This is a genomic window from Pseudomonas sp. AP19, from assembly GCF_001728855.1.
Classification (GTDB): Bacteria; Pseudomonadota; Gammaproteobacteria; order Pseudomonadales; family Pseudomonadaceae; genus Aquipseudomonas; species Aquipseudomonas fluorescens.
The window spans coordinates 29080-53849 of record NZ_LXJP01000049.1; the positions used below are offsets into that span (position 1 = coordinate 29080).

Consider the following 24770-nt stretch of genomic DNA (forward strand, 5'->3'; position numbering starts at 1 on the left):
TTGGCCTCGCTGCGTCGGATAATGGCTACCGTTATGACCGTACGTCGGAAAGTTCAAAAAGCGGAACTGCTTCACACATGTAGGACGGTTCGCCGCATAAATATCAATGTGACATTACGGAGGCGATTGTTTAGGATGACGACCAGAAGGTCAATAGTTTGGCATAAACTAGATCGCGAAAAAATATAGCCAAATATTTGACGTCATTAACACCATAGACTACGCCCCCTACTATCTGGCGTCCTAACTTGGGCTGCCACATGGATTTCATCAGAACGGAACGCCGGAGAAAATTTTAATGAGCAGTGTTGTTGCCATCGTCAAAAGCATTGTTGGTCAAGTTTTCGTTATTTCTCCGGAAGGAACGCGCCGAGTTCTTGTTGAGGGCGACCGTCTGTTCGCGGGCGACCAAGTAGACACTGGCCTGTCTGGCGCTGTCAGCCTGGAGCTGGCCGACGGCCGTACGCTGGACCTGGGCCGCGATACCCAGTGGAGCGCCGATTTGCCGGACTCCAGCACCGACCTGGCCGCTGCCGCTGAGAACGCCGCGCCGTCGGTTGCCGAGCTGCAACAAGCCATCGTCGCAGGTGCCGACCCGACCACCGACCTGGAAGCCACTGCTGCCGGCCCGACCGCAGCCGGTAACGGCGCTGCAGGCGGGGGCCACAGCTTCGTCGTACTGGATGCGACCGCTGGCCGTGTCGATCCCACAATCGGCTTCCCAACCGGCCCGCTGGGCCAGGGCGCTTCGACGCTGACCCAACTCACGGGCGCCCAAGCCGCCAACACGGGCAACCTCGCCCTGCAGGCCTCGACGCTGAGCCTGAGCGCGACCCCCACCATTACCGAAGCCGGCGGCGTACTGACCTACACCGCCACCGTCACGCAGGCGCCCTCCAGCGACTTGAGCATCACCCTGTCCAATGGCGCGGTGATCACGATCAATGCCGGCCAACTGACCGGCACCGTCAACGTACCGCTGGCACCCAATGACAGCCCATACATCGACGCAAGCCAGATCACCGTCAACGTCACCGGCACCACCGGCGGCAACAACCTGGTACTGACCCTCGACCCTAATCCGGCCGTTACTCAGATTACCGATACCATCGACACCACTACCGTTACGCTGACCGCAGGTCAAAACGTGACCGAAGGTGGGCAGATCACTTACACCGCTACGCTGACCAATCCTGCGCAGACGCCGGTAACTGTCACCTTGAGCAATGGCTCGGTGATTACCATCAAGGCTGGCGAGTCGACTGGCACGGTTGTGGTCGATACTCCGGCTAACGACGTCTACAACAACGGTTCAACTGTCAGCACTACGATTACAGGCGCGACCGGCGGCAACTTTGAGAACCTGGTACCGAGCACAACGCCTGCGGTCACCACGATTACTGATTCGATCGATACCACCACCGTCACGCTGACGGCGGGCAATACCGTGACCGAAGGCGGTCAGATCACTTACACCGCCACCTTGACCAATCCTGCGCAGACGCCGGTGACTGTCACCTTGAGCAATGGCTCGGTGATTACCATCAAGGCTGGCGAGTCGACTGGCACGGTTGTGGTCGATACTCCGGCTAACGACGTCTACAACAACGGTTCGACTGTCAGCACTACGATTACAGGCGCGACCGGCGGCAACTTTGAGAATCTGGTACCGAGCACAACGCCTGCGGTCACCACGATTACTGATTCGATCGATACCACCACCGTCACGCTGACCGCAGGTCAAAACGTGACCGAAGGTGGGCAGATCACCTACACCGCTACCTTGAACAATCCTGCGCAAACGCCGGTAACTGTCACTTTGAGCAATGGCTCGGTGATTACCATCAAGGCCGGCGAGTCGGTTGGCACGGTTGTGGTCGATACTCCGGCTAACGACGTCTACAACAACGGTTCGACTGTCAGCACCACGATTACCGGTGCGACAGGCGGCAACTTTGAGAACCTGGTACCGAGCACAACGCCTGCGGTAACCACGATTACTGATTCGATCGATACCACCACCGTTACGCTGACGGCGGGCAATACCGTGACCGAAGGCGGTCAGATCACTTACACCGCCACCTTGACCAATCCTGCGCAGACGCCGGTGACTGTCACCTTGAGCAATGGCTCGGTGATTACCATCAAGGCTGGCGAGTCGGTGGGCACAGTTGTGGTCGATACTCCGGCTAACGACGTCTACAACAACGGTTCGACTGTCAGCACTACGATTACAGGCGCGACCGGCGGCAACTTTGAGAATCTGGTACCGAGCACAACGCCTGCGGTCACCACGATTACTGATTCGATCGATACCACCACCGTCACGCTGACGGCGGGCAATACCGTGACCGAAGGCGGTCAGATCACTTACACCGCTACGCTGACCAATCCTGCGCAGACGCCGGTGACTGTCACTTTGAGCAATGGCTCGGTGATTACCATCAAGGCTGGCGAGTCGACTGGCACGGTTGTGGTCGATACCCCGGCTAACGACGTCTACAACAACGGTTCGACTGTCAGCACTACTATTACAGGCGCGACCGGCGGCAACTTTGAGAATCTGGTACCGAGCAAAACGCCTGCGGTCACCACGATTACTGATTCGATCGACACCACCACCGTCACGCTGACGGCGGGCAATACCGTGACCGAAGGCGGTCAGATCACTTACACCGCTACGCTGACCAATCCTGCGCAGACGCCGGTAACTGTCACCTTGAGCAATGGCTCGGTGATTACCATCAAGGCCGGCGAGTCGGTTGGCACGGTTGTGGTCGATACTCCGGCTAACGACGTCTACAACAACGGTTCGACTGTCAGCACCACGATTACAGGCGCGACCGGCGGCAATTTTGAGAACCTGGTACCGAGCACAACGCCTGCGGTCACCACAATTACTGATTCGATCGATACCACCACCGTCACGCTGACGGCGGGCAATACCGTGACCGAAGGTGGTCAGATCACTTACACCGCTACGCTGACCAATCCTGCGCAGACGCCGGTAACTGTCACTTTGAGCAATGGCTCGGTGATTACCATCAAGGCTGGCGAGTCGGTGGGCAGCGTGATCGTCGACACCCCGCCGAACGACGTCTACGTAAACGGCAGCACTGTCAGCACCACTATCACGGGCGCGACGGGCGGCAATTTCGAGAACCTGGTGCCGAGTACGACACCAGCGGTCACCACGATTACTGACTCGATTGACACCACTACCGTGACCCTGACGGCTCCGTCGCAGGTGAGTGAGGGTGGTCAGATTACTTACACCGCTACGCTCTCCAATAAAGCGGGTACTGACGTCACTCTGAAGTTGGATAACGGCTCGACTATCACCATCAAAGCCGGCGATACAGTCGGCACTGTGACTGTCCCAGCGCCGAGCGATGACGTGTTCATCGACAAGAGCACCCAGACGGTCAAGATCACTGACACCGCTGGCGGTAACTTCGAGAAGCTGGAAGTTGCTGGCGACGGCGCAACGACGACGATCAACGACACCATCGACAAGGTCGACGTCGTACTGACTGCCACCACCACCGTTGGTGAGGGCGGCAATATCCTTTACACCGCGTCGCTGGTCGATAAGTCGGGTAACGCGGTGACCAACATCACCAACCCACTGACCGTGACCTTGGATAACGGCCAGACCATCACCATCGGTGTGAACCAGTCGAGCGGCACCGTTACCACCGTGGCGCCGAACGATGTCTACAAGGGCGACCAAACCGTAACGGCTGCTATCAAAGGCGTGACCGGCGGCGAGCACTTCGAAAACCTGGCGCCGGGTACCGATAAAGTCACCACCACTGTGACTGACACACCGGGCACCGCCGATACCACCACCGTGACCCTGACAGCTCCGTCCGAGGTGAGTGAAGGTGGCCAGATTACCTACACCGCTACGCTTTCTAATAAAGCGGGTACCGACGTAACCCTGAAACTCGACAACGGCTCAACTATCACCATCAAGGCCGGCGATACCGTCGGTACTGTGACGGTCCCAGCGCCGAGCGATGACGTGTTCATCGACAAGAGCACTCAAACGGTCAAGATCACTGACACCGCTGGCGGTAATTTCGAGAAGCTGGAAGTTGCTGGTAACGGTGCGACCACCACGATCAACGACACCATCGATAAAGTTGATGTGGTTCTGACTGCCAATACCACTGTTGGCGAAGGCGGCAATATCGTCTACACAGCGTCGCTGGTCGATAAGTCGGGTAACGCGGTGACCAACATCACCAACCCACTGACCGTGACCTTGGATAACGACCAGACCATCACTATCGGTGTGAACCAGTCCAGCGGCACCGTTACCACCGTGGCGCCGAACGATGTCTACAAGGGCGACCAAACCGTAACGGCTGCTATCAAAGGCGTGACTGGCGGCGAGCATTTCGAAAACCTGGTGCCAGGTACCGATAAAGTCACCACCACTGTGACTGACACTCCGGGCACTGCAGACACCACCACTGTCACGCTGACCGCACCAAGCGCAGTCAACGAGGGTGGTCAGATTACGTACACCGCCACTTTGAGCAACAAGGCCGGTACCGACGTCACTCTGAAACTCGACAACGGCTCGACTATCACCATCAAGGCGGGCGACACCGTCGGTACCGTGACTGTCCCAGCACCTAGCGATGACGTGTTCATCGACAAGAGCACCCAGACCGTCAAAATCACTGACGCTACTGGCGGTAACTTCGAGAAGCTTGAAGTTGCTGGTAACGGCGCAACCACCACGATCAACGACACCATCGACAAGGTTGATGTAGTCCTGACCGCTACCACCACCGTCGGCGAAGGCGGCAACATCGTCTATACCGCCAGCCTTGTGGATAAAAACGGCACGGCAGTGACTAACATCACCAACCCATTGACCGTGACCTTGGATAACGGCCAGACCATCACCATCGGTGTGAATCAGTCGAGCGGTACCGTTTCGGTTGTAGCTCCAGATGATGCCTACAAGGGCGACCAGACCGTCACCACCGCTATCAAAGGCGTGACCGGCGGCGAGCACTTCGAGAATTTGGTTCCGGGTACTACACCGGTGAACACCACCGTGACCGATACACCTGGCACTGCGGACACCACCACCGTAACGCTGACCGCGCCAAGCGTAGTTAACGAAGGTGGTCAGATTACGTACACCGCGACCTTGAGCAACAAGGCCGGCACCGACGTCACTCTGAAACTCGACAACGGCTCGACTATCACCATCAAGGCGGGCGACACCGTCGGCACTGTGACTGTCCCAGCACCAAGCGATGACGTGTTCATCGATAAGAGCACTCAGACCGTCAAAATCACTGACGCTACTGGCGGTAACTTCGAGAAGCTTGAGGTTGCTGGTAACGGTGCGACCACCACGATCAACGACACCATCGACAAGGTTGATGTAGTCCTGACCGCTACCACCACCGTCGGCGAAGGCGGCAACATCGTCTACACCGCGTCGCTGGTCGACAAGTCGGGTAACGCGGTGACTAACATCACCAACCCACTGACCGTGACCCTGGACAATGGCAAAACCATCACCATCGGTGTGAATCAGTCCAGCGGCACCGTTTCGGTTGTAGCGCCAAACGATGTGTACAAAGGCGACCAGACCGTCACCACCGTCATCAAAGGCGTGACCGGCGGCGAGCACTTCGAAAACCTGGTGCCGGGCACTACGCCGGTTAACACCACCGTCACCGACACACCGGGCACTGCGGACACCACAACCGTGACGCTGACCGCACCAAGCGCAGTCAACGAAGGTGGTCAGATCACATACACCGCGACCTTGAGCAACAAGGCCGGCACCGACGTCACTCTGAAATTGGACAACGGCTCGACTATCACCATCAAGGCGGGCGACACCGTCGGTACTGTGACTGTCCCAGCACCAAGCGATGACGTGTTCATCGATAAGAGCACTCAGACCGTCAAAATCACTGACGCTACTGGCGGTAACTTCGAGAAGCTTGAAGTTGCTGGTAACGGTGCGACCACCACGATCAACGACACTATCGACAAAGTTGATGTGGTTCTGACCGCTACTACCACCGTAGGTGAAGGCGGCAACATCGTTTACACCGCGTCGCTGGTCGACAAGGCGGGTAACGCGGTGACTAACATCACCAACCCACTGACCGTGACCCTGGACAATGGCAAAACCATCACCATCGGCGTGAATCAGTCGAGCGGCACCGTTTCGGTTGTAGCGCCAAACGATGTGTACAAAGGCGACCAGACCGTCACCACCGTCATCAAAGGCGTGACCGGCGGCGAGCACTTCGAAAACCTGGTGCCGGGCACTACGCCGGTTAACACCACCGTGACCGACACACCGGGCACTGCAGACACCACCACCGTCACGCTGACTGCGCCAAGCGTAGTTAACGAAGGTGGTCAGATCACGTACACCGCTACGCTTTCCAATAAAGCGGGTACTGACGTCACGCTGAAACTGGATAACGGCTCGACTATCACCATCAAAGCCGGTGATACCGTCGGTACTGTGACTGTCCCGGCGCCAAGCGACGATGTGTTCATCGACAAGAGCACTCAGACCGTCAAGATCACTGACGCTACTGGCGGTAACTTTGAGAAGTTGGAAGTTGCAGGCAACGGCGCAACAACGACTATCAACGACACCATCGACAAGGTCGACGTCGTACTGACTGCCACCACCACGGTTGGCGAAGGCGGCAACATCGTCTACACCGCGTCGCTGGTCGACAAGTCGGGTAACGCGGTGACCAACATCACCAACCCACTGACCGTGACCCTGGACAATGGCAAAACCATCACCATCGGCGTGAATCAGTCCAGCGGCACCGTTTCGGTTGTAGCGCCAAACGATGTGTACAAAGGCGACCAGACCGTCACCACCGTCATCAAAGGCGTGACCGGCGGCGAGCATTTCGAAAACCTGGTACCGGGCACTACGCCGGTTAACACCACCGTCACCGACACACCGGGCACTGCGGACACCACCACCGTAACGCTGACCGCACCAAGCGCAGTCAACGAAGGTGGTCAGATTACGTACACCGCGACCTTGAGCAACAAGGCCGGCACCGACGTCACTCTGAAACTCGACAACGGCTCGACTATCACCATCAAAGCCGGCGACACCGTCGGTACTGTGACCGTCCCAGCACCTAGCGATGACGTGTTCATCGATAAGAGCACTCAGACCGTCAAAATCACTGACGCTACTGGCGGTAACTTCGAGAACCTTGAAGTTGCTGGTAACGGCGCAACCACCACGATCAACGACACCATCGACAAGGTTGATGTAGTCCTGACCGCTACCACCACCGTCGGCGAAGGCGGCAACATCGTCTACACCGCCAGCCTTGTGGATAAAAACGGCGCCTTGGTGACCAACATCACCAACCCACTGACCGTGACCCTGGACAATGGCAAAACCATCACCATCGGTGTGAATCAGTCCAGCGGCACCGTTTCGGTTGTAGCGCCAAACGATGTGTACAAAGGCGACCAGACCGTCACCACCGTCATCAAAGGCGTGACCGGCGGCGAGCATTTCGAAAACCTGGTACCGGGCACTACGCCGGTAAATACCACCGTCACCGACACACCGAGCAGCACCGATCTCACCAGCGTTACGCTGACCGCACCAAGCGCAGTCAACGAAGGCGGCCAGATCACCTACACCGCCACCTTGAGCAACAAGACCGGCACCGACATGGTGGTCCAGCTCGATAACGGCGCCAGCATCACCATCAAGCAAGGTGCGACCGTGGGCACCGTGACCGTCCCTGCTCCGAGCGATGACGTGTTCATCGACAAGAGCACTCAGACCGTCAAGATCACTGGTACCACTGGCGGTAACTTCGAGGGTGTGACCATCACCCCGGGTGGTGCGACCACCACGATCAACGACACCATCGATGACGTGACGGTTTCGCTCAAGGCCACCGGCTCGGTCAGTGAGGGCGGCCAGATCGTCTACACCGCCTCCTTGGTCGACAAGAATGGTGCAGCAGTGAACAACGTCGGTTCCGACTTGGTGATCAAGCTGGCGAACGGCTCGACCATCACCATCGGCAGCGGCACGTCCAGCAGTACCGTTACGGCTGTTGCGCCTAACGACGCGTATGTCGGTGCCAATGATGTCAGCACCAAGATCACTGGCGTGGTCAGCGGCGGCGACAAGTACGAACACCTGATCGTCGACGGCAGCACTGTGGTCACCAAGGTGACGGATGTAGTCAACAGCACCACCATCAGCATTACCGGCGACGCTTCGGTCACTGAAGGCGGCACTGCGCACTACACGCTGAACCTGAGCAACCCGGCACAAACCGATATGACCGTGACGCTCAAGTACAGCGGCACCGCCACCGACGGTTCGGACTTCAACGGCGTGTACACCGTGAAGATCCCGGCCGGCTCCAGCAGCGTGCCGTTTAACATCGCCACGATCGACGACAAGATCACCGAGCCGACGGAACAGATTGTCATCACCATCGACAAGACCACCGGTGGCAACTTCGAGAGCCTGGTGGTGGGTAATGGCAGCGTCAGCACCAACATCATCGACAACGATGCGCCGCCGGTTATCGACCTGGATGCCAACAATTCCAGCGGCGCCACGGGTACCGACTATAAGACGTCGTTCACCGAAGGCGGCACTGGCGTGTCGATTGCTGACACCGATATCAAGATTACCGATCCGGACAGCACCCAACTGACCGGCGCCACCGTGGTGCTGACCAACACTCAGCAAGGCGACTCGCTGAACGTCACAAACGTCACCGGCATCACCGTGACCCCGACCACGGACCCTGCTACAGGCAAGATCACGCTGACATTGACCGGCACGGCGTCGCTGGCTGACTACATGCAGCAGATCAAGAACATCACGTTCACCAACAGCAGCCACGACCCGAGCACCACGCCGCGCGTGATTACCGTGACCGTGACCGATGGCGGCAACTACTCCAACGTCGCCACCACCACGATTAACGTCGTGGCCGTCAACGATCCGCCGGTAGCCACTGGCAGTGCCGTGACCGGCACCGAAGACACGGCGCTGGCACTGACCTGGGCCAACTTCGGCGTCACCGATGTGGACTCGCCACAAGCCAGCCTCGGCGTGAAGATTACCGACCTGCCAGTGGCCGGCAAACTGCAATACCTGGCGGCGGATGGCGCCACCTGGAGCAACGTGACCGCGGGCCAAACCTTCACCAAAGCCCAGATCGACGGCGGCCAGTTGCGCTTCATGCCTAACGCCAACGAGTCCGGCACCAACGGTTATGGCGGCACCGGCATCGGCAACCAGCAAGCCGATTACGCGCAGTTCAAGTTCCAGCCGACTGATGGCAAGGACTTGGGCAATAGCGCCACGGTGAAAGTCGATATCACACCGGTGGCCGACGCACCGACCCTGACTGTGGCCGACAACAGCGTCAATTCGGTCGGCTTGCTCAAGCAAAGCTGGAACAGCATTTCCGGGCTTGGCACCAACGGGAACGGCGCAGCACCCGCCGACCTGAAAAACGCCATTGATAAAGCTGGCACACCCAATAGCAGTGGGGTGGTGACCAACGTCGAGTCCACCGCAAACGTCTCTGCGGGTGCCGGCTCGAAGACTTCCGGCCTGATCTACATGGAAGCCGGTAAGACCTATACCTTCAGCGGCACCGGCGATGACAGCCTGGTGATCAACGTCGGCGGCAAAGACGTGGCCAGCGCGCAGTGGGGCACTAACAGCGGTGCGTTCAGTGGCTCAATCACCCCGACAGTGAGCGGTTACTACAGCCTCGAGATCTACCACGCCAACCAGTCCGGCCTTGGCAGCTACGACGTCAACCTGTCGGTCAACGGTGGCGCGACCAAGGACCTGAGCACCAGCGGCGTACCGTTGTATACCGGTATCACTGACCTGACCAACGCCGGCGTGACCGTGTCCGACCTGCATGGCAGCAATGGTGACGGTTACTACGTGGGCTACAAGCTCAACGAAGGCCAGGAAAACGGCACCGTGAAGCTGTCCAAGGTCACCACCGCGCTGACCGACACCGACGGCTCCGAAACCTTGAGCGTGAAGATCGGCGGCGTCCCGGCCGGCTCGGTACTGACCGATGCTTCCGGGCACACCTTCACGGCCACCAAGACCGTGGGCGAAGTCAACGTCACCGGCTGGGACCTGAGCACTCTGACCATCAAGCCGCCGACCTACTACAGCGGCCAGTTCAACCTGACCGTCACCTCGACCTCCACCGAAAGCCTCGGCGGTTCGGCCGTCACCACCGCGCAATTGCCGGTCACGGTGTACCCGGCCACCTACAGCGCGGTGACGGGCACTTCGGGCAGTGACAGCATCAACGGCACCGATGGCAACGACATCGTCGTGGCCGATATCGGCGGCCTGAACGTGGTGCAGGGCAAGAACTACAACATTGCGTTCATGGTGGACAGCTCCGGCAGTATGAGCACCTCCTCGATCAACGCGGCGAAGGCTTCGTTGACCTCGGTGTTCAATTCGCTCAAAGACAGCCTGGGCGCCAACACCTCAGGCACCGTGAACATCTTCCTGGCGGACTTCGATACCCAGGTGAACAAGTCGGTCGCGATTAACCTCAACGATCCAAACGCATTGGTCCTGCTCAAGGCCGTGCTGGACTCGATGGTGTCGGGCGGCGGTACCAACTATGAAGACGTGTTCAAGACCACGGCCAACTTCTTCCAAAGCGGCCTGGCCACCAACAACACCGGTGCCACCAACCTGACCTACTTCATCACCGACGGCCAGCCGACGTACTACCAGAGCGGCGAGCAGACCAACCCGACGCTGTATGGCAACGTCAAGTTCGATGACGTGGTGACCACCTCAAACTACACACCAGGCACAACGGTCGCCAAGTACCTGGACAACACTCACTACTTCACCATCGACTCCTCCGGTAACGCTGTACTCCAGACCTTGGTTGGCAACTGGTGGTACAGCAACAACCTGGGCACTGTTCATGCACAAGGCGACGGCACCTTTGAGCTGTCCAACCGCGCAGGCCTGGGCAACGACACCGATTCGTCGACACTGAGCAATTCGAAGAGCGCCTTTGCATTGCTGGGTGGGTTGTCGCAAGTGGAAGCGATTGGTATCAATGGCGACGTCAGCCTCACCGATCTAAAACCGTACGACAGCGATGGCAAGCCGCAGAGCAATATCGATCCGAAGGACCTGGCCAACGCCATCCTCGGCCACACCGAAGCGACCCTGCCTGGCGCCGACACCGTGAACGGTGGCGACGGCAACGACATCATCTTCGGCGACCTGGTGAGCTTCAGCGGGATTACCGGTGAGGGTTACAACGCGCTGCAGGCCTTCGTCGCGCAGAAAACCGGTGTGGCCGTGTCGGCGGTGACCACCTCGAACGTGCACCAGTACGTCACCGAGCACTACGCGGACTTCGATGTATCCGGCGCCAAGGACGGTAACGACACGCTGCTGGGCGGCTCGGGCGATGACATCCTGTTCGGCCAGGGCGGCAACGACATGCTGGACGGTGGCAAAGGCAATGACATCCTGCTGGGCGGCACCGGTAACGACACCTTGATCGGTGGGCCGGGCAACGACATCCTGATCGGCGGCTCGGGGGCCGATACCTTCGTGTGGAAGGCCGGTGACATTGGCAACGATGTGATCAAGGACTTCAAGGCGTCGGAAGGTGACCGGATTGATCTCAAGGATCTGTTGAAAGGTGAGACGGACAGCACTATCGACAACTACCTCAAGATCACCACAGTCGATGGCGTGTCGACCTTGCAAGTCAGCACCGAAGGCAAGCTCAACACCGCCGGCGGCCTGGCCAATGCCGATGTAACGATCAAGCTGGAAGGCAACGATTGGTCCCACACCAGCATCAACTCGCTGATCAGTGGTGCCGACCCGACTATCAAGATCGACCACACCGCCTAAGCCTCGGTTTATCGGCCGCCCTCACGGGCGGCCGATTTATTTGGACGACAGGTGGCTGGCCCTGGCGCAAGGTTGCATCGCATACTCGCGCCCATAAACACACCGTTGGCCTATGCTGGTGAACGCGTGTGGCTCATTTTCGAGGGTTTGTTATGTTTTACGTGCAACGTGATGCACAGGGTGCATTGAGTCGCGTGGAGGCCGCCGCCTTTACCGAGTCGACCGAAACCCTGCCGGCCGATCACCATGAGATCCAGGCCTGGTACGCCAACGAAGTGGTGGAAACCAGCCTGGCGCAGCTCAAGCAGAGCGACCTGGAGATGATCCGGGTACTGGACGACTTGATTCAGGTGCTGACCCGCAAGGGTGTCATCAGCGTGACGGACTTGCCGCCGGCGGCACAGGCCAAGTTGATGGACCGTACCCACGCACGGGAAGCGTTGGGTGGGTTGAGCCACCTGATCAATGATGAAGAGACTGGGTTGATCTGAACTCACGAATTTTAACGGTAAGCGTGTGTGGGAGCCGGGCTTGCCCGCGATTGCATCACCTCGGTATGTCAGTCACACCCGAGGTGATGCAATCGCAGGCAAGCCAGCTCCCACATAAGCCTGCTTGCACATTAGGTTTGGCTTACTTCCAGGGCGCAGGCTCACCAAACAGCTGACCCTGCACGCCGAAAATCCCCATCTCGCGAATCACTTTCAGCTCTCCCTCGGTTTCCACGCGCTCGGCGATCAACGGCAGGTCGATGCTGTGGGCCGCGCGCTGGATCGCCTCGATAAACAGGCGTTTGTCGCTTTCCTGGTCGATGGCGCGGATGTAGCTGCCGTCGATCTTCAGGTACGCCAGGCCCAGCCGTGCCAGGTTGCCGATCATGCTGAACCGCCCACCAAAACGCTGCAGGCTCAGGGAGAATCCCAGCTCGCGCAGGCGCTGGGTCAACTGTTCCAGCAAGGCCTGTTCGGGCAATTGTTCTTCGCCGATTTCCAGCGTCAGGCGCGGGCCCAGGTTGCTGTGCTGGCGTAGCAGCTCAAAAATCCGGCTGAGCGCCTGGGTATCCTGCAAGGTTGCGGCTGAGAGGTTCAGCGCCAGGCTGTGAGTGTGACCGGCCATCTGCTTGAGCACTTGCTCGAGCATCAGACGGTCCAGGCGGGCGGTCCAGCCGAAACGCTCAAGCCACGGCAGGAAACGCCCGGCGGGTATCGTATGGCCGTCTTCGTCCTGCAAGCGCGACAGTACTTTGTAGTGCAAGACCAGTTGCGGGTCCTGGCTGGCGACAACCGGTTGGAAGTACAGCTGAAACCGCTGCTGGGTCAGGGCCTGGTCCAACAGTGTGTGCCAGGCATGGTGATCGTCACCCACGCTGGCGGCGGCACTGTGGTCGAGGCATACCCAACTGGAGTCGCCCTGCCCTTCGGCCTGGGCCAGGGCCTGATCAGCCAGGGTCAACAGGGCCTGCGGTGAATCGCCATGGTTAAACGGCGCCAGGCCGATGTAGGCGACCGGTGTGACATCACTGGCGGCGGTCGCCTGAAGGCTGAGCAAGGTGTTTTCAAGATTCTGCGCCAATTGCAGTGCTTCTTCACGTGTCAGCCCCGGCGCCAGCACTGCGAACTCACCGCCACGGATACGCGTGACGAGGTTGTGGGTTTCCGGATAAGGCTCACACTGGCGCAGCAGTTGTTCGCCGACCGCTTGCAGCAATTGGTCGGTGCGCTGGCCACCCAGGCGCTGGTTGAGACCGGCCAGGTCCTTGACCCGCAATAGCAGCAGATAGCCGGAGTTGGTCTCTTCCGGGTTGCTGACGCGCGCATTGAGCTGCATCTCGAAATAACGACGGTTGGCGAGGCCGGTGAGGTTGTCCTGGTAGGACTCGATGCGCAGTTTTTCGCTGCGCTCCGCTTGCTCCTGGAACAGCGCCTTGAGCTTTTCGACCATCTGGTTCATGGCCTGCACCACACGTCGCAGTTCCGGTGTGCGTGGCAGGTCTGGCAAGCTTAGGAATTCGCGACGAGCGATGGCGTGGGACTGCTTGACCATGTAGTCCAACGGCTTCAACTGCCGCCGCAGCAACAACGCGCCAAGCACCGCACTCACCGCCCCGCACAACAGCAACCAACCCAGGCTGCCCAAGGCGCTTTGCCAGAGTTTGGCCAGGGCGAACATCGGGTGGCTGACCACCTCCACGCGCGCCGCCTGTTCCCAACCGCGACTGACCAGCGCGTCACCACCGGCCGGCTCCAGCCCGATGAGTTTGACGAACCAGTTGGGCACACCGTTGTTGTCAGGAATACCGCTGCGTTCGACGATGGTTTTATCGGTGGCCAAGTCCACGACGCGGATGCTGGCGTAATAGCCGCTGTCGAAGATCGAGCTGACCAGCAACTCCACCATGGCCGGGTCGTCGATATTCGGCGTCAGCGACAGCGCCAGTGCGGTCGCCGCGTCCTGTGCATGGGAACGCAGTTGGTTGACGTATTGGGTACGCGAGCTTTCGAGACTGACCATGAAGCTGCCGCTGAAGGCGACTACCAGGAACAGACAGATTGCGATCAATAGTTGTTTGAACAGAGACATCCGATCAGTTACTCCTAGTTGGCAGGCTCGGCCGGGAAGCCTTCCGCACGCATTTTTCTCAACACATCCTGCCAGCGCGACAAGCGTTTGGTGTCACCGACTTTCTTGTTGCCCTTGGCGCCGGGCAGGTACAAGCCCTCGGCGTTGAATGAGTACACCGGGACCAGGTCGGTACGGCGGGTCGCCGGCAGAATCTCGTCCATCAGGCTGTCGAGCACCAGCGGGATGGCTTCGGGGGTCGGATAATACGTCAGCACCATATGCGCGCGATTCTGACGCAAGGCCTTGACGTACGTAATGCGCAATTTGTCGCTGGAGACGCCCAGGTGACGCAGGCTGAAATACTTGGCGATTGCGTAGTCCTCACAATCTCCGGCACCTTTCCACAGCGCTTCGATAGGGGTCTCCCAATAGTCGACCACGTGCCACAAGTCGATGTCTTCCACATAAGTCATTTGCTTGTTGAAGAACAGGTTCACGACCTTGAGTTGCTCCTGTTCGTCGACCTTCTTTTCGGTCGCCAGCAGCCGCTGCCAGGCATCGATACGCTGCTGTCCCTCCCCCAGCGGCCCATACAAAGCGGTGGCTTTGCGGCTGATCTGAGAGAAATCCCAATCGGCATGCAGCCCGCCGGGCATCAAGCCAGCCAACAAAGTCGCTGAAAGTAGCCAGCACACTATTCGAGAGGGAATAAAACTTACCGCCAAGGCGTTCAGTCCGTGAAGAGAGACGGAATTTCAGGGATGGTGAAGCTTCAACCACCAAAAAACAATGGCACAGTGCAATCATTCATAAGCGGCCCGAATTTATAAACGCCCCTTGTGGGATGCATAAAGTACATCCCGTAAGCCCTTACAAACTGAAACCCTGGCTGTTTGACAAGTGTGTGACCCATCTTTAGTGTGCATTGGATCCAATTAAACACACTTTATTCAAGCAAGGAGGATAGCGTAACCGTGACGCAGAAGCCGAACCCTTTAAGCAGCATCAAAATCAGCGGGCCTATCCCAGCCCATCTTGCTCGCGCCGTTATTGAAGAAACGTTGCGCAATGCCATTCTCGATGGTCGCTTGCCCTGTGGTACCGCGATGCGCCAGCAAGAACTGGCCAGCCTGTTCGGCGTCAGCCGCATGCCTGTGCGAGAAGCCCTGCGCCAATTGGAAGCTCAATCCTTACTGCATGTGGTGACCCACAAAGGCGCCGTGGTTGCGCCGTTGATCGAAGATAATTCGGCCGAGACCTATGCACTGCGCATGTTGCTGGAATCCGAAGCGCTGCGCTTATCGATTCCGCGGCTCACCGATGCGGATATTGCGCAAGCCGACGCCTGCATCCATGCCCTGGAACGCGAGAAAGACTATTCCGAGATTGGCCGACTCAATCGCCTGTTCCACATGGCGCTGTATGGCAAAGCGCCGAACCAGCGGCTGCTCAAATTGGTTGAGCATGGTTTGAACGAGGAAGAGCGTTTTCTGCGCTTCAACCTCGAGGCAATGGGGCTGGGCGAGACGTCTCAGGAAGACCACCGTGAACTGTTGAGCCTGGTCGCGCAGAAAAAAGTCGAGGAAAGTATTCTGACGCTGCGCAATCACCTGACGCGCGGGATGGAGGTGATCTCCACTTATCTCAATAGTCTTGAAGCCAACGAAAAGAATAGCGCGCGGTAAACTTCTAAAGCGCTGTGCCTACACCTTACCCATACAGTGCGGTACTCCTGTTCCATCAGGGAGCCTCCGCACAGGCATACGCCAGCCCCAACAACTCAACTTAAATAAACCCGCTCGTCGCAAGGAAACATCCGACAACCCATCAAGTAACGCATTCACAGCAATTATCTCTCGAAAAAACTTCTAATACATTTACACGCTCATCAAAACGTTTAGTCAGATTATTATCCGCCCCGAATAAAACACACACTTCGTACCGCGGCGCGGACCTGCGTCCGTCCACCGCTGCACGTGCGCTGGGGCTAAAACGCCAACTTTTCATATTGAATTAAACACCTCATCACTGTTTCCAGAACAGTCGCAACAACTTATAGGCGTCAACCATGCACCAACACTTACTTGAACAAAAAAAACTGCAGTTATGCAGCCATCCGTTATTTACTGAAATAACTACACTTAACAAGTTACAACTTTTCATGGAACACCATGTGTTTGCCGTCTGGGACTTCATGGCACTGACCAAACGCCTGCAGCAGGATCTGACCTGCACGCAATTACCCTGGCTCCCACCGACAGACCCACTCGCCGCACGCCTCATTAATGAAATCGTGCTCGGCGAAGAGTCGGATGAACACCCGACACGAGGCGCTTGCAGCCACTTTGAACTGTATCTGGAAGCCATGGCTGAAGTCGGCGCCAGCACCATCCCTGTTCGGCGCTTCATTGAGCTGCAGCGTCAGGGCGTGCCGGCGAGCGTTGCCTTGCAGTTGGTCAACGTCCTGCCAGGCGTAGCTCGCTTCGTAGATACCACGTTGCAGATCGCACTGAACGCACCCACACACTGCGTGGCTGCGGCCTTCTTGCATGGCCGCGAGAGTGTCATACCGTCGATGTTCGAACGCATTCTGCACGGCAACCCATTGATTGAGCGCCAGGCACCGACCTTATGCCACTACCTCAGCCGTCACATCGCGCTGGACTCCCAGGAACATGGGCCAGGGGCAGAGGCTGTGCTTGACCGCCTGATCGACGCAGACCCGGCGCGTCAAAACCAGGCAGATGACTACGCGCTCGACGCCGTAGAAAGTCGACTCAGCTTGTGGGACGACGTACGGGCCTCGTTGCAAGAGGTGCAATCATGATTGCCGCGCACTACCGCTCCTTTGCCGAAGACTGGGAACGCCGGGCAACTGTCCGAACCCGCCCTCGGCGCTTGCTCGAAAACGATGACAGATTGATCTACCCGCTGTGTCGGCAGCCGCTGGTACTCAATGCGACCTTTCTCGAACACTGCCCGCAGTGGCGCGACTTTGTGCTGGTGCAAAGCTTCTACAAATTCATCAATGATGTGGTGATCTTCGAAACCGAAATCGTCGACAAGACCGCCCGTAGTATCGCCAAGAATCGCTTCTCGTTGCCCTTCCCTCTCGCCTGTCGCGTGGATGCGATGACCATCGTGGTGGATGAGGACTACCACGCGCTGGTTGCACTGGATTTCCTGCAACAGACCGTGGAAATGACCGGCATCCAACCGCTCGATCTGCCCGCGCAAATCGAACTGAGCCGCGCCCTGCCCGCCGCGTGTGCAATGGCAGCGCCACACCTGCGCGATGCCGTGGAGTTGATTGGCGTAGCCATCGCCGAAAACACCGTAACCCATGCCGTAGCGGCGTTTTCCAAGGACGACAGTGTCAAGCCATCCATCCGTGGCCTGATGGCCGATCACTTGTTTGACGAAGGGCGCCATGCACAGTTCTGGACGCAATTGGTGCGTCTCTACTGGCAGGCGGCAACCCCGGGCGATCGCGATAGCATCGCGGAAATCCTGCCGTTTTTTTTGATGCATTACCTGACCAATGACCTGCAAAAAGGCTTCGATCTACAGCTGATCGAACACCTGGATGTCAGCGGCGATACCCGACAGGCGCTGCGGGATGAAGTCGCGGCGCTGGACTTTCCCATCACCCGCCAGCATCCGCTGCTCGGCAACATCATGGGGTTCCTGCACCAGAGCGGCGTGCTGAGCACACCCAGCGTGGCCCGTGCCCTGAGCGACTATCTCCCCGACACGCGGAGGCCGGCATGAGACGCTTGAGGATTGGATGGAGCGGCACCAGCGAGGCCCTGGAGGCGGTCAGGCAAACGTTGGAACAATACGGGCATGTCAGCGCAACAGAAGCCGTTGATGTGCTCATTGAGGACGGCAGCCAACCACCGCCCACACGTTCCGACAACGCTCTAGGGTTAAGCCTGCGCCTGGGTATCGGCCCGGTGACCGACTACGGGCTTCCCTCTGTGCAGTTGCGTTGCTATGCCCATGACCAGCGTGTGCTGGCGGTGCAGGACGTTGCCGAGGAGCCCAGCGGCAACGGCCAACGTCTGCGCCGGCAAGCGACGAACACATTGGTCGAATGGATCGCCTTGCTGATCAGCGGCTTCGCAAGGGACACCGCGCTCTTCACGGCCGTAACCACCGCCAATACGTGGCCCGAGCACAGCTTGAAAGGGCTGGACGCACTGGCATTTCTGCATCGATTCAATCGCACTGCGCAGCCGGCGCTGCTGCAGGCCGCCCAAGTACCGATCATCGAACGGCTACAGACCAGTCTTTATGCCTTCGCAGAACGAACGGCGCTGAACATCGCGGGCGACAGGCTCAGCTACCGCCAATTACACCAGCGAGCCCTGTCGATCCAGCAACGCCTGCGCCCGTTATTGGAGGGCATTGAGTCGCCCCCGGTGGTCGGCGTGTGTCTGCAAAAATCTGTCGAGCTGTACGCCAGTATTCTCGCGGTATTGGGGTGCGGTGCGGTTTACCTGCCACTGGCGCCGGAACATCCGTCACCGCGCCATCAAGCCATGCTGCAAAGCACTAAGGCCAGGCTGTTGCTCGATGATGGCCAGCACCCTCTGCGCGACCATTTCATTGCCCTGAATGTCTGTACTGTCGACCCCGTCCTGGCCGACCCCACGCAACCCTTGATGCACCATCACCCCAGCATCGAAGCACCCTGCATCGCGCTTTTCACCTCGGGCACCACTGGCCAACCGAAGGGCGTACTGCTGAGTCAACGCAACCTTGCGCATTTCACCGCCTGGTTCGCTACTCGCCTGGCGCTGGACGAACAGAGCCGTGTGCTGCAATTTTCGCCGCTGAGTTTCGACTCCTCGTTGATTGATATTTTCCCTGCTCTGATAGCCGGTGCCGAGTTGATCGTCCCGAGTGAAGCCCAGCAACGCGATCCTCATCAGTTGGTCGAGCTGATTCGCCGTCAGCCCATCAGCCATGCCTTTCTGCCGCCCGCGCTCCTCAGCATTCTGCCGTTGGAGGAGCCGTTGGGCCTCAGCCATCTGTTGACCGGTGGTGATGCCTGCGAGCCGTCTGTGATCGAACGATTGGCGAGCCAGTGCCAAGTGCACAACCTCTACGGCCCTACCGAGAGCACGGTGCTGGTCACCCACCGGACGTTTCAACCCGGTGACAGCAACCGCAACATCGGCCACCCCATCGCAAACAGCCAAGTGTTGATCCTCGACGACACGCTGCAACCCGTGGATGAACAGGTAATGGGCGATCTGTACATCATCGGCCCCGGCATAAGCCTGGGGTATGTGAACGCGCCGCAGCAGGTCGAAAACCCGTTCGTGGTGGTGACACTGCCTGATGGCCAGACACTGCAGGCTTACCGCAGCGGTGACCTGGCGAAATGGATGCCGGACGGTATCGAGCTGGGTGGCCGGCGGGATGACCAGGTGAAGATCCGTGGCTTTCGAGTCGAGCCCCAGGAGATCGAACAGTGCCTGAGCGCCAGTCGATTATTCCGTCAGGTGGCCGTGGTGATCGATGGTGATCGCAGGATTCTCTGCGTTGTCGCCCAGCCCGAATCGGGCGCCACGGTGGCGGGCCTCAAGCGACATGCACAGCAGTGGCTGCCGGATTACATGCAGCCCGCGGTGTGGACTGAGTTACCCACGATGCCGCGCACCACCCATGGCAAGATCGACCGCGTGGCCTTACTGGCGCTGCCGAAGCACGCCAGGCCCCACTCACACCGCCGACCTGCGCAAACACCTCTGCAAACGCGTCTGGTGACGTTATGGAGCGAGTTGCTGGATATACCCGGCGATGACTTTTCAATTGATGACAGCTTTTTCAATTTGGGCGGTCATTCCATCCTGCTGTCGACCCTGCTGCTGCGACTGCGCGAAGCGTTTGGCCGCAGCCTCTCATTGAACCGTTTCTTTGAAGCTCCGACGATTCGTACGCTCACTGCACTGATGGAGGACGGCGCGACACCTGAAGTACCGTCAGGCCAGGTGGAGCAAGATGCTTCGCAGGCGCTGAATATACAAATGCTGCACGAACATCGCATTGGCGATCTGCGCAAGGTGATCGTCACAGGCGCCAACAGTTTTGTCGGCGTGCATCTCGTCGAAGCGTTGTTGGCAGGGGGAGCACTGGAGGTGACATGCCTGGTGCGTGAACAGCCGGGCCAGTGCGCCATGGCGCGGTTTACCCAGGCATTACACGAGTATCGCCTGGAGCATTTGGACATGAGCCGGGTGCAGGTATACGCCGCCGATATCAGCCAGCCTCGTCTGGGCCTGGCCTGCGATGTGTATGAGCGAATCGCTCGCAGCCATGGCGTGTTGGTGCACAACGCAGCGCGGGTCAATCATGTGATGGATTATGCGTCACTGGCCAGGGACAACGTCGAACCGGTACTGGAGTGCCTGCGACTGTGTGAAACCCACTGCAAAAAAGTCTTCAATTTCATCTCGACGCTGTCGGCTTGCAGCAGCATCAACGCCCAAGGGTACATCCTCGAAACACCGGCGGTGGCCACGTTGCCGCTCTACCTCAAGAATGGCTATAACCTGTCCAAATGGGTCGCCGAGCGGCTGTTGGGGCGTGCGGTCGAACAAGGTGCCTGGGTGAACATCTATCGCCCGGGCAACATCGCCTTCAACAGCCGCAGCGGAGTCTGCCAGCCGCAAAACAATCGCCTGATGCTGATGCTCAAAGGCTCATTGCAATTAGGTATGGCGCCACGCCTGAACGTGAACTTCGACCTGATGCCGGTGGATTTTTTTGCCCGTTTTGTCGCGTTCCACTGCGGCCAATCTGCGGTCGGGCAAAACGTATTCAACCTGCATAACCCGCAACCCTTGAGCTGGGATCACTATCTGGATGCTTTCAGCCAGGCGGGCCATCACTTCGAACGGGTGAGCGTTGCACACTGGCAACGAGAGCTACACACGGTGGGTCGCGATAACGCCCTGTTTGGTGTGCTGGGTTTCTATCTGGATGACCTTGCCGAAGACATCAGCGACATCTCGATGATTTGTCACGAGAACGCCCGCCAAGGTGTGGAAGCCATGGGCGAGCGATACCCGCAAAAGGACGCGACGCTGTTGCGCAGGGGCTGCGATCACCTCAGCGCCATCGGCTTTCTCTGACCGTTTCAGGACACCCTTATGAAATTGCTGCAACCCGATACATTGATCCGCAACCCGAATGGCTCCCCCTTGAAGGCGTCTGTCGACGTCGCGTGCGAAGCCGCCCGCCTATGGAGCGTGGTAGGCAACTTTGCGGAATTTGATGCCTTCATTCCCGCCCTTTCGCACATCGAAATGACCGGCACAGGTGTAGGCGCACTGCGTACGAAATTTTTCCATGACGGGCATTGTGTCGTTGAGCAGCTCAACAGCCGAAACGACGACGCGATGTGCATGACCTGGACCACCCTCTACAACACGTTGGGTGTCGCCCAACTGTGGGCCGCAATGAGTGTGCAAGCGCTTGGCGCGGGATACTCCAGGGCGATCTGGACACTGATTGGCGAACCGGTCGATACACCGCAGGCGGAGTTTGAACAGTTTGTTCAAGCCTTCGCCGACAGCGCCCTGGAGAATGTGCGAAAGATGCTTGGCTGATCAGCAGGAGCGAAAGGCTTCGCCCCTGCATAACGTGGATCAGATTTTGAAGCTGTCGACCAATTGCTTCAGGCGGCTGGCCTGCTGGGACAGCGCATCGCAGTCCTTAAGCGTTTCGTTGAGATTGGCCACGCCTTGCTGGTTCAGCAGATTGATCTGGTTGATATCCACGTTGAGGGTTTCAACCACCGCCGTCTGCTCCTCGGTGGCGGCAGCAACCGATTGGTTCATGCCATCGATCTCGACGATTCGCTGCGTCACGCTGACCAGGCGCTCACCGGCCTGGTTGGCCACTTCAACGCTTTCTTCGCTGGAGGTCTGGCTGGCGTTCATGGTGGTCACCGCTTCACGCGAACCCACTTGCAACGAAGTGATCATTTTGTGGATCTCTTCCGCAGACTCCTGGGTACGGTGAGCCAGGTTACGCACCTCATCGGCAACCACGGCAAACCCACGCCCGGCTTCCCCGGCACGGGCAGCTTCGATCGCGGCATTGAGCGCTAACAAGTTGGTTTGCTGGGAGATACCTTTGATCACATCGAGAATGTGACCAATGTTGTCGGTGCTGGCGTTGAGGGTTTCGATCTGCGTGCAGGACAGGCTGATCTTTTGCGACAGTTCCGACATTGCCAGGATGGTTTTTTCCACGACCTTGCGCCCGTCGTCTGCTTGTTCACTGGCACCACTGGCGTGCTGCGAAGCATCGGCCGCGTTGCGCGCGATTTCCTGGGTGGCGGCACCCAGCTCGTTGATCGCTGCAGCTACGCTGTTGGTACGTGCGCTTTGTTCGTCCGAGCCGATAATCGACGCATTGGAAGACGCCATGACACGCTGCGACAGGTCGTGTACCTGACGTGTTGCCGAAGAGACTTCGGAAATGGAGGCGTGGATACGCTCGACGAACTGGTTGAAAGCACTGCCGACCTCGCCAAACTCATCCTTACTGGTCACGTCCAAGCGGCGAGTCAAATCGCCTTCACCCTGGGCAATGTCCTGCATGGCAACACCCATGGTGGTCAGCGGGCGCAACAGTACTTGAATCAGCAAGCTCAACAGCACCGCAATCGCCACCACAGCAATCAACATGGCAATCAACGCTGAAGTACGGAATTTACCCAGTGGTGCGTAGGCTTTGTCCTTGTCGATCGAGAGACCGATGTACCAGTCTGCACCCGGCAAACCGCTGATCGGCGTGAACGACAGAATGCGGTCCTGACCGTTTAAGACGACATCCTGACTGACCTTCTCAATACGAAGACTGGTGCCTGGGTAGATGTCCTTGAGGTTTTTCATCACCTGGTCCTGGTCAGGACTGACGATCACCTGACCATCCGCACTGACCAGAAACGCATGGCCGATGCCGCCAAAGTCCACCGAGTTGATGATCTTCACCAGGGTTTGCAAACTCAGGTCACCACCGACCACACCCAGCAGCTCACCGTTCTTTTTGACTGGCAGAGCGATGGTTACGATCTGACCACCCACTGCGGCCATGTAAGGCGGGGTGAGCATGGTTTTATCGGCAGCCACCGCTTGCTTGTACCAAGGTCGCTGACGTGGGTCGTAACCGTCAGGCATCTTCGCGTCAGGGCGCTGGGTGAACACACCATTGGTTTGACCGACATAGGTGAATTGGAAGTTTGAGGTGAATGCAGGCTGGTCGACCAGCCCTGGAAGGTCGGCACCACTCCCCTGATGGGCAACGTTTTGCGCCAGACTTTCGAGCACCAAGATGCGCCCACTGAGCCAGTTCTGCACACTGCTGGCCGTGAGCTCGCCCGATTGCTGGATAGACGACTCGAGGTTTTGCTTGATCGTGCTGCGCTGCAGGTAGTCGTTGTAGAGCGTGAATAACGCGAAGGCCAAAACCACGACGCCTGACGCGGCCAGTAGAATTTTATGACTGAACTTGAGATTCATTTCATCGACTTCTTTTGCCAAAGGGGGGTGAGCGTGCCGAGTGGAACATTCCATGTAACGGGATAGGCAGACTCTCAGGTCGCTCTATTTCGGTGCACGCATGGCTCATCAGGCTTTCGGCCAGGACGGAATAAATCTTAGAAATTTGTGAGATCCATCGTCGTTTTGAGTAGGAAAACGACCAGTGGTAGAGCTTCAGCACAGATACCTGTCCCGCTGCTTTCGATGGTTTCAGCGAAAGAGTGCCTATCTGCCAGACGTGGTTGAGATGGATAAATGGGGGTTCGTCGCGTTGTAGCTGCCTGGGACAGCTTGCGACTTGGCAGTGCGATGTCGGGTATAGAGATGGATAGATGCAGAGAACGCTTAGCATCGTTGATGCTTGCCTCTTAATACCGATCAATAGTCAGCAGCAAGAGCAGGTCAATTATCAAACCCTCTAAACGACAAAACCCCTGTCTGCGTTAGCAGACAGGGGTTTCGGAATTTAATCTTGACGATGACCTACTCTCACATGGGGAAACCCCACACTACCATCGGCGATGCATCGTTTCACTGCTGAGTTCGGGATGGGATCAGGTGGTTCCAATGCTCTATGGTCGTCAAGAAATTCTGTGTACCAGTACGTTGCATCAGCAACACACCAGTGAAATTCATGGACTTCTACATAAACAAAACCCCTGTCTGCGTTAGCAAACAGGGGTTTT

10 protein-coding genes and 1 rRNA gene are annotated in these 24770 nt (G+C 58.1%); 7 read left to right on the top strand and 4 right to left on the bottom strand.

Going from position 1 to position 24770, the window contains the following annotated elements; translation table 11 throughout:
• Positions 1–298 precede the first annotated feature (298 nt).
• Together A7D21_RS26330 and A7D21_RS26335 are read left to right on the top strand one after the other, a co-directional pair.
• Positions 299–11959, top strand: coding sequence for a retention module-containing protein (locus A7D21_RS26330; RefSeq protein WP_069553061.1), 11661 nt, complete (start codon positions 299–301; stop codon positions 11957–11959).
• Positions 11960–12111: 152 nt separating this feature from the next.
• Positions 12112–12450: a hypothetical protein gene (locus A7D21_RS26335; RefSeq protein WP_053253715.1), complete on the top strand. Its 339-nt coding sequence runs from the start codon at positions 12112–12114 to the stop codon at positions 12448–12450.
• A gap of 142 nt (positions 12451–12592) precedes the next feature.
• Here the strand turns inward: A7D21_RS26335 and lapD are convergent, their stop codons facing one another.
• Both lapD and lapG read right to left on the bottom strand, forming a co-directional pair.
• Complete coding sequence (gene lapD, locus A7D21_RS26340) at positions 12593–14539, bottom strand: cyclic di-GMP receptor LapD (RefSeq protein WP_053253714.1); 1947 nt, start codon at positions 14537–14539, stop codon at positions 12593–12595.
• 14 nt (positions 14540–14553) lie between these two features.
• Positions 14554–15246 (bottom strand): cysteine protease LapG, encoded by a 693-nt coding sequence (lapG, locus tag A7D21_RS26345; RefSeq protein WP_053253713.1) that lies wholly within the window; start codon positions 15244–15246, stop codon positions 14554–14556.
• A gap of 249 nt (positions 15247–15495) precedes the next feature.
• Here lapG and A7D21_RS26350 point away from each other — a divergent pair, with 249 nt between their 5' ends.
• From A7D21_RS26350 to A7D21_RS26370, 5 genes are all read left to right on the top strand, one after another.
• A complete protein-coding gene (locus tag A7D21_RS26350; RefSeq protein ID WP_069553062.1) occupies positions 15496–16206 on the top strand; it encodes a GntR family transcriptional regulator in 711 nt (236 codons plus the stop codon).
• Between the two features lie 383 nt (positions 16207–16589).
• On the top strand, positions 16590–17348 hold the full coding sequence (locus A7D21_RS26355; RefSeq protein WP_053253711.1) for a DUF3050 domain-containing protein: 759 nt from the start codon (positions 16590–16592) through the stop codon (positions 17346–17348).
• Positions 17345–18292 carry a diiron oxygenase gene (locus tag A7D21_RS26360; RefSeq protein ID WP_069553063.1) on the top strand — a complete coding sequence of 316 codons (948 nt, stop codon included), beginning with the start codon at positions 17345–17347 and terminating at the stop codon, positions 18290–18292. The genes A7D21_RS26355 and A7D21_RS26360 overlap by 4 nt, the downstream gene beginning before the upstream one ends.
• Positions 18289–21666: an amino acid adenylation domain-containing protein gene (locus tag A7D21_RS26365; RefSeq protein ID WP_069553064.1), complete on the top strand. Its 3378-nt coding sequence runs from the start codon at positions 18289–18291 to the stop codon at positions 21664–21666. The genes A7D21_RS26360 and A7D21_RS26365 overlap by 4 nt, the downstream gene beginning before the upstream one ends.
• A gap of 18 nt (positions 21667–21684) precedes the next feature.
• On the top strand, positions 21685–22143 hold the full coding sequence (locus A7D21_RS26370) for an SRPBCC family protein (RefSeq protein ID WP_053253708.1): 459 nt from the start codon (positions 21685–21687) through the stop codon (positions 22141–22143).
• Positions 22144–22182: 39 nt separating this feature from the next.
• Here A7D21_RS26370 and A7D21_RS26375 read toward each other — a convergent pair whose 3' ends face one another.
• On the bottom strand, positions 22183–24063 hold the full coding sequence (locus A7D21_RS26375; protein WP_053253707.1) for a methyl-accepting chemotaxis protein: 1881 nt from the start codon (positions 24061–24063) through the stop codon (positions 22183–22185).
• Between the two features lie 491 nt (positions 24064–24554).
• Positions 24555–24670 (bottom strand): 5S ribosomal RNA (gene rrf, locus A7D21_RS26380).
• Positions 24671–24770: the final 100 nt, after the last annotated feature.

Coding starts and splice junctions, on each gene's coding strand:
- A7D21_RS26355 (WP_053253711.1), top strand. CDS start 16,590: ATGCACCAACACTTACTTGAACAAAAAAAACTGCAGTTATGCAGCCAT.
- A7D21_RS26335 (WP_053253715.1), top strand. CDS start 12,112: ATGTTTTACGTGCAACGTGATGCACAGGGTGCATTGAGTCGCGTGGAG.
- A7D21_RS26375 (WP_053253707.1), bottom strand. CDS start 24,063: ATGAATCTCAAGTTCAGTCATAAAATTCTACTGGCCGCGTCAGGCGTC.
- lapD (WP_053253714.1), bottom strand. CDS start 14,539: ATGTCTCTGTTCAAACAACTATTGATCGCAATCTGTCTGTTCCTGGTA.
- A7D21_RS26365 (WP_069553064.1), top strand. CDS start 18,289: ATGAGACGCTTGAGGATTGGATGGAGCGGCACCAGCGAGGCCCTGGAG.
- A7D21_RS26330 (WP_069553061.1), top strand. CDS start 299: ATGAGCAGTGTTGTTGCCATCGTCAAAAGCATTGTTGGTCAAGTTTTC.
- A7D21_RS26370 (WP_053253708.1), top strand. CDS start 21,685: ATGAAATTGCTGCAACCCGATACATTGATCCGCAACCCGAATGGCTCC.
- A7D21_RS26360 (WP_069553063.1), top strand. CDS start 17,345: ATGATTGCCGCGCACTACCGCTCCTTTGCCGAAGACTGGGAACGCCGG.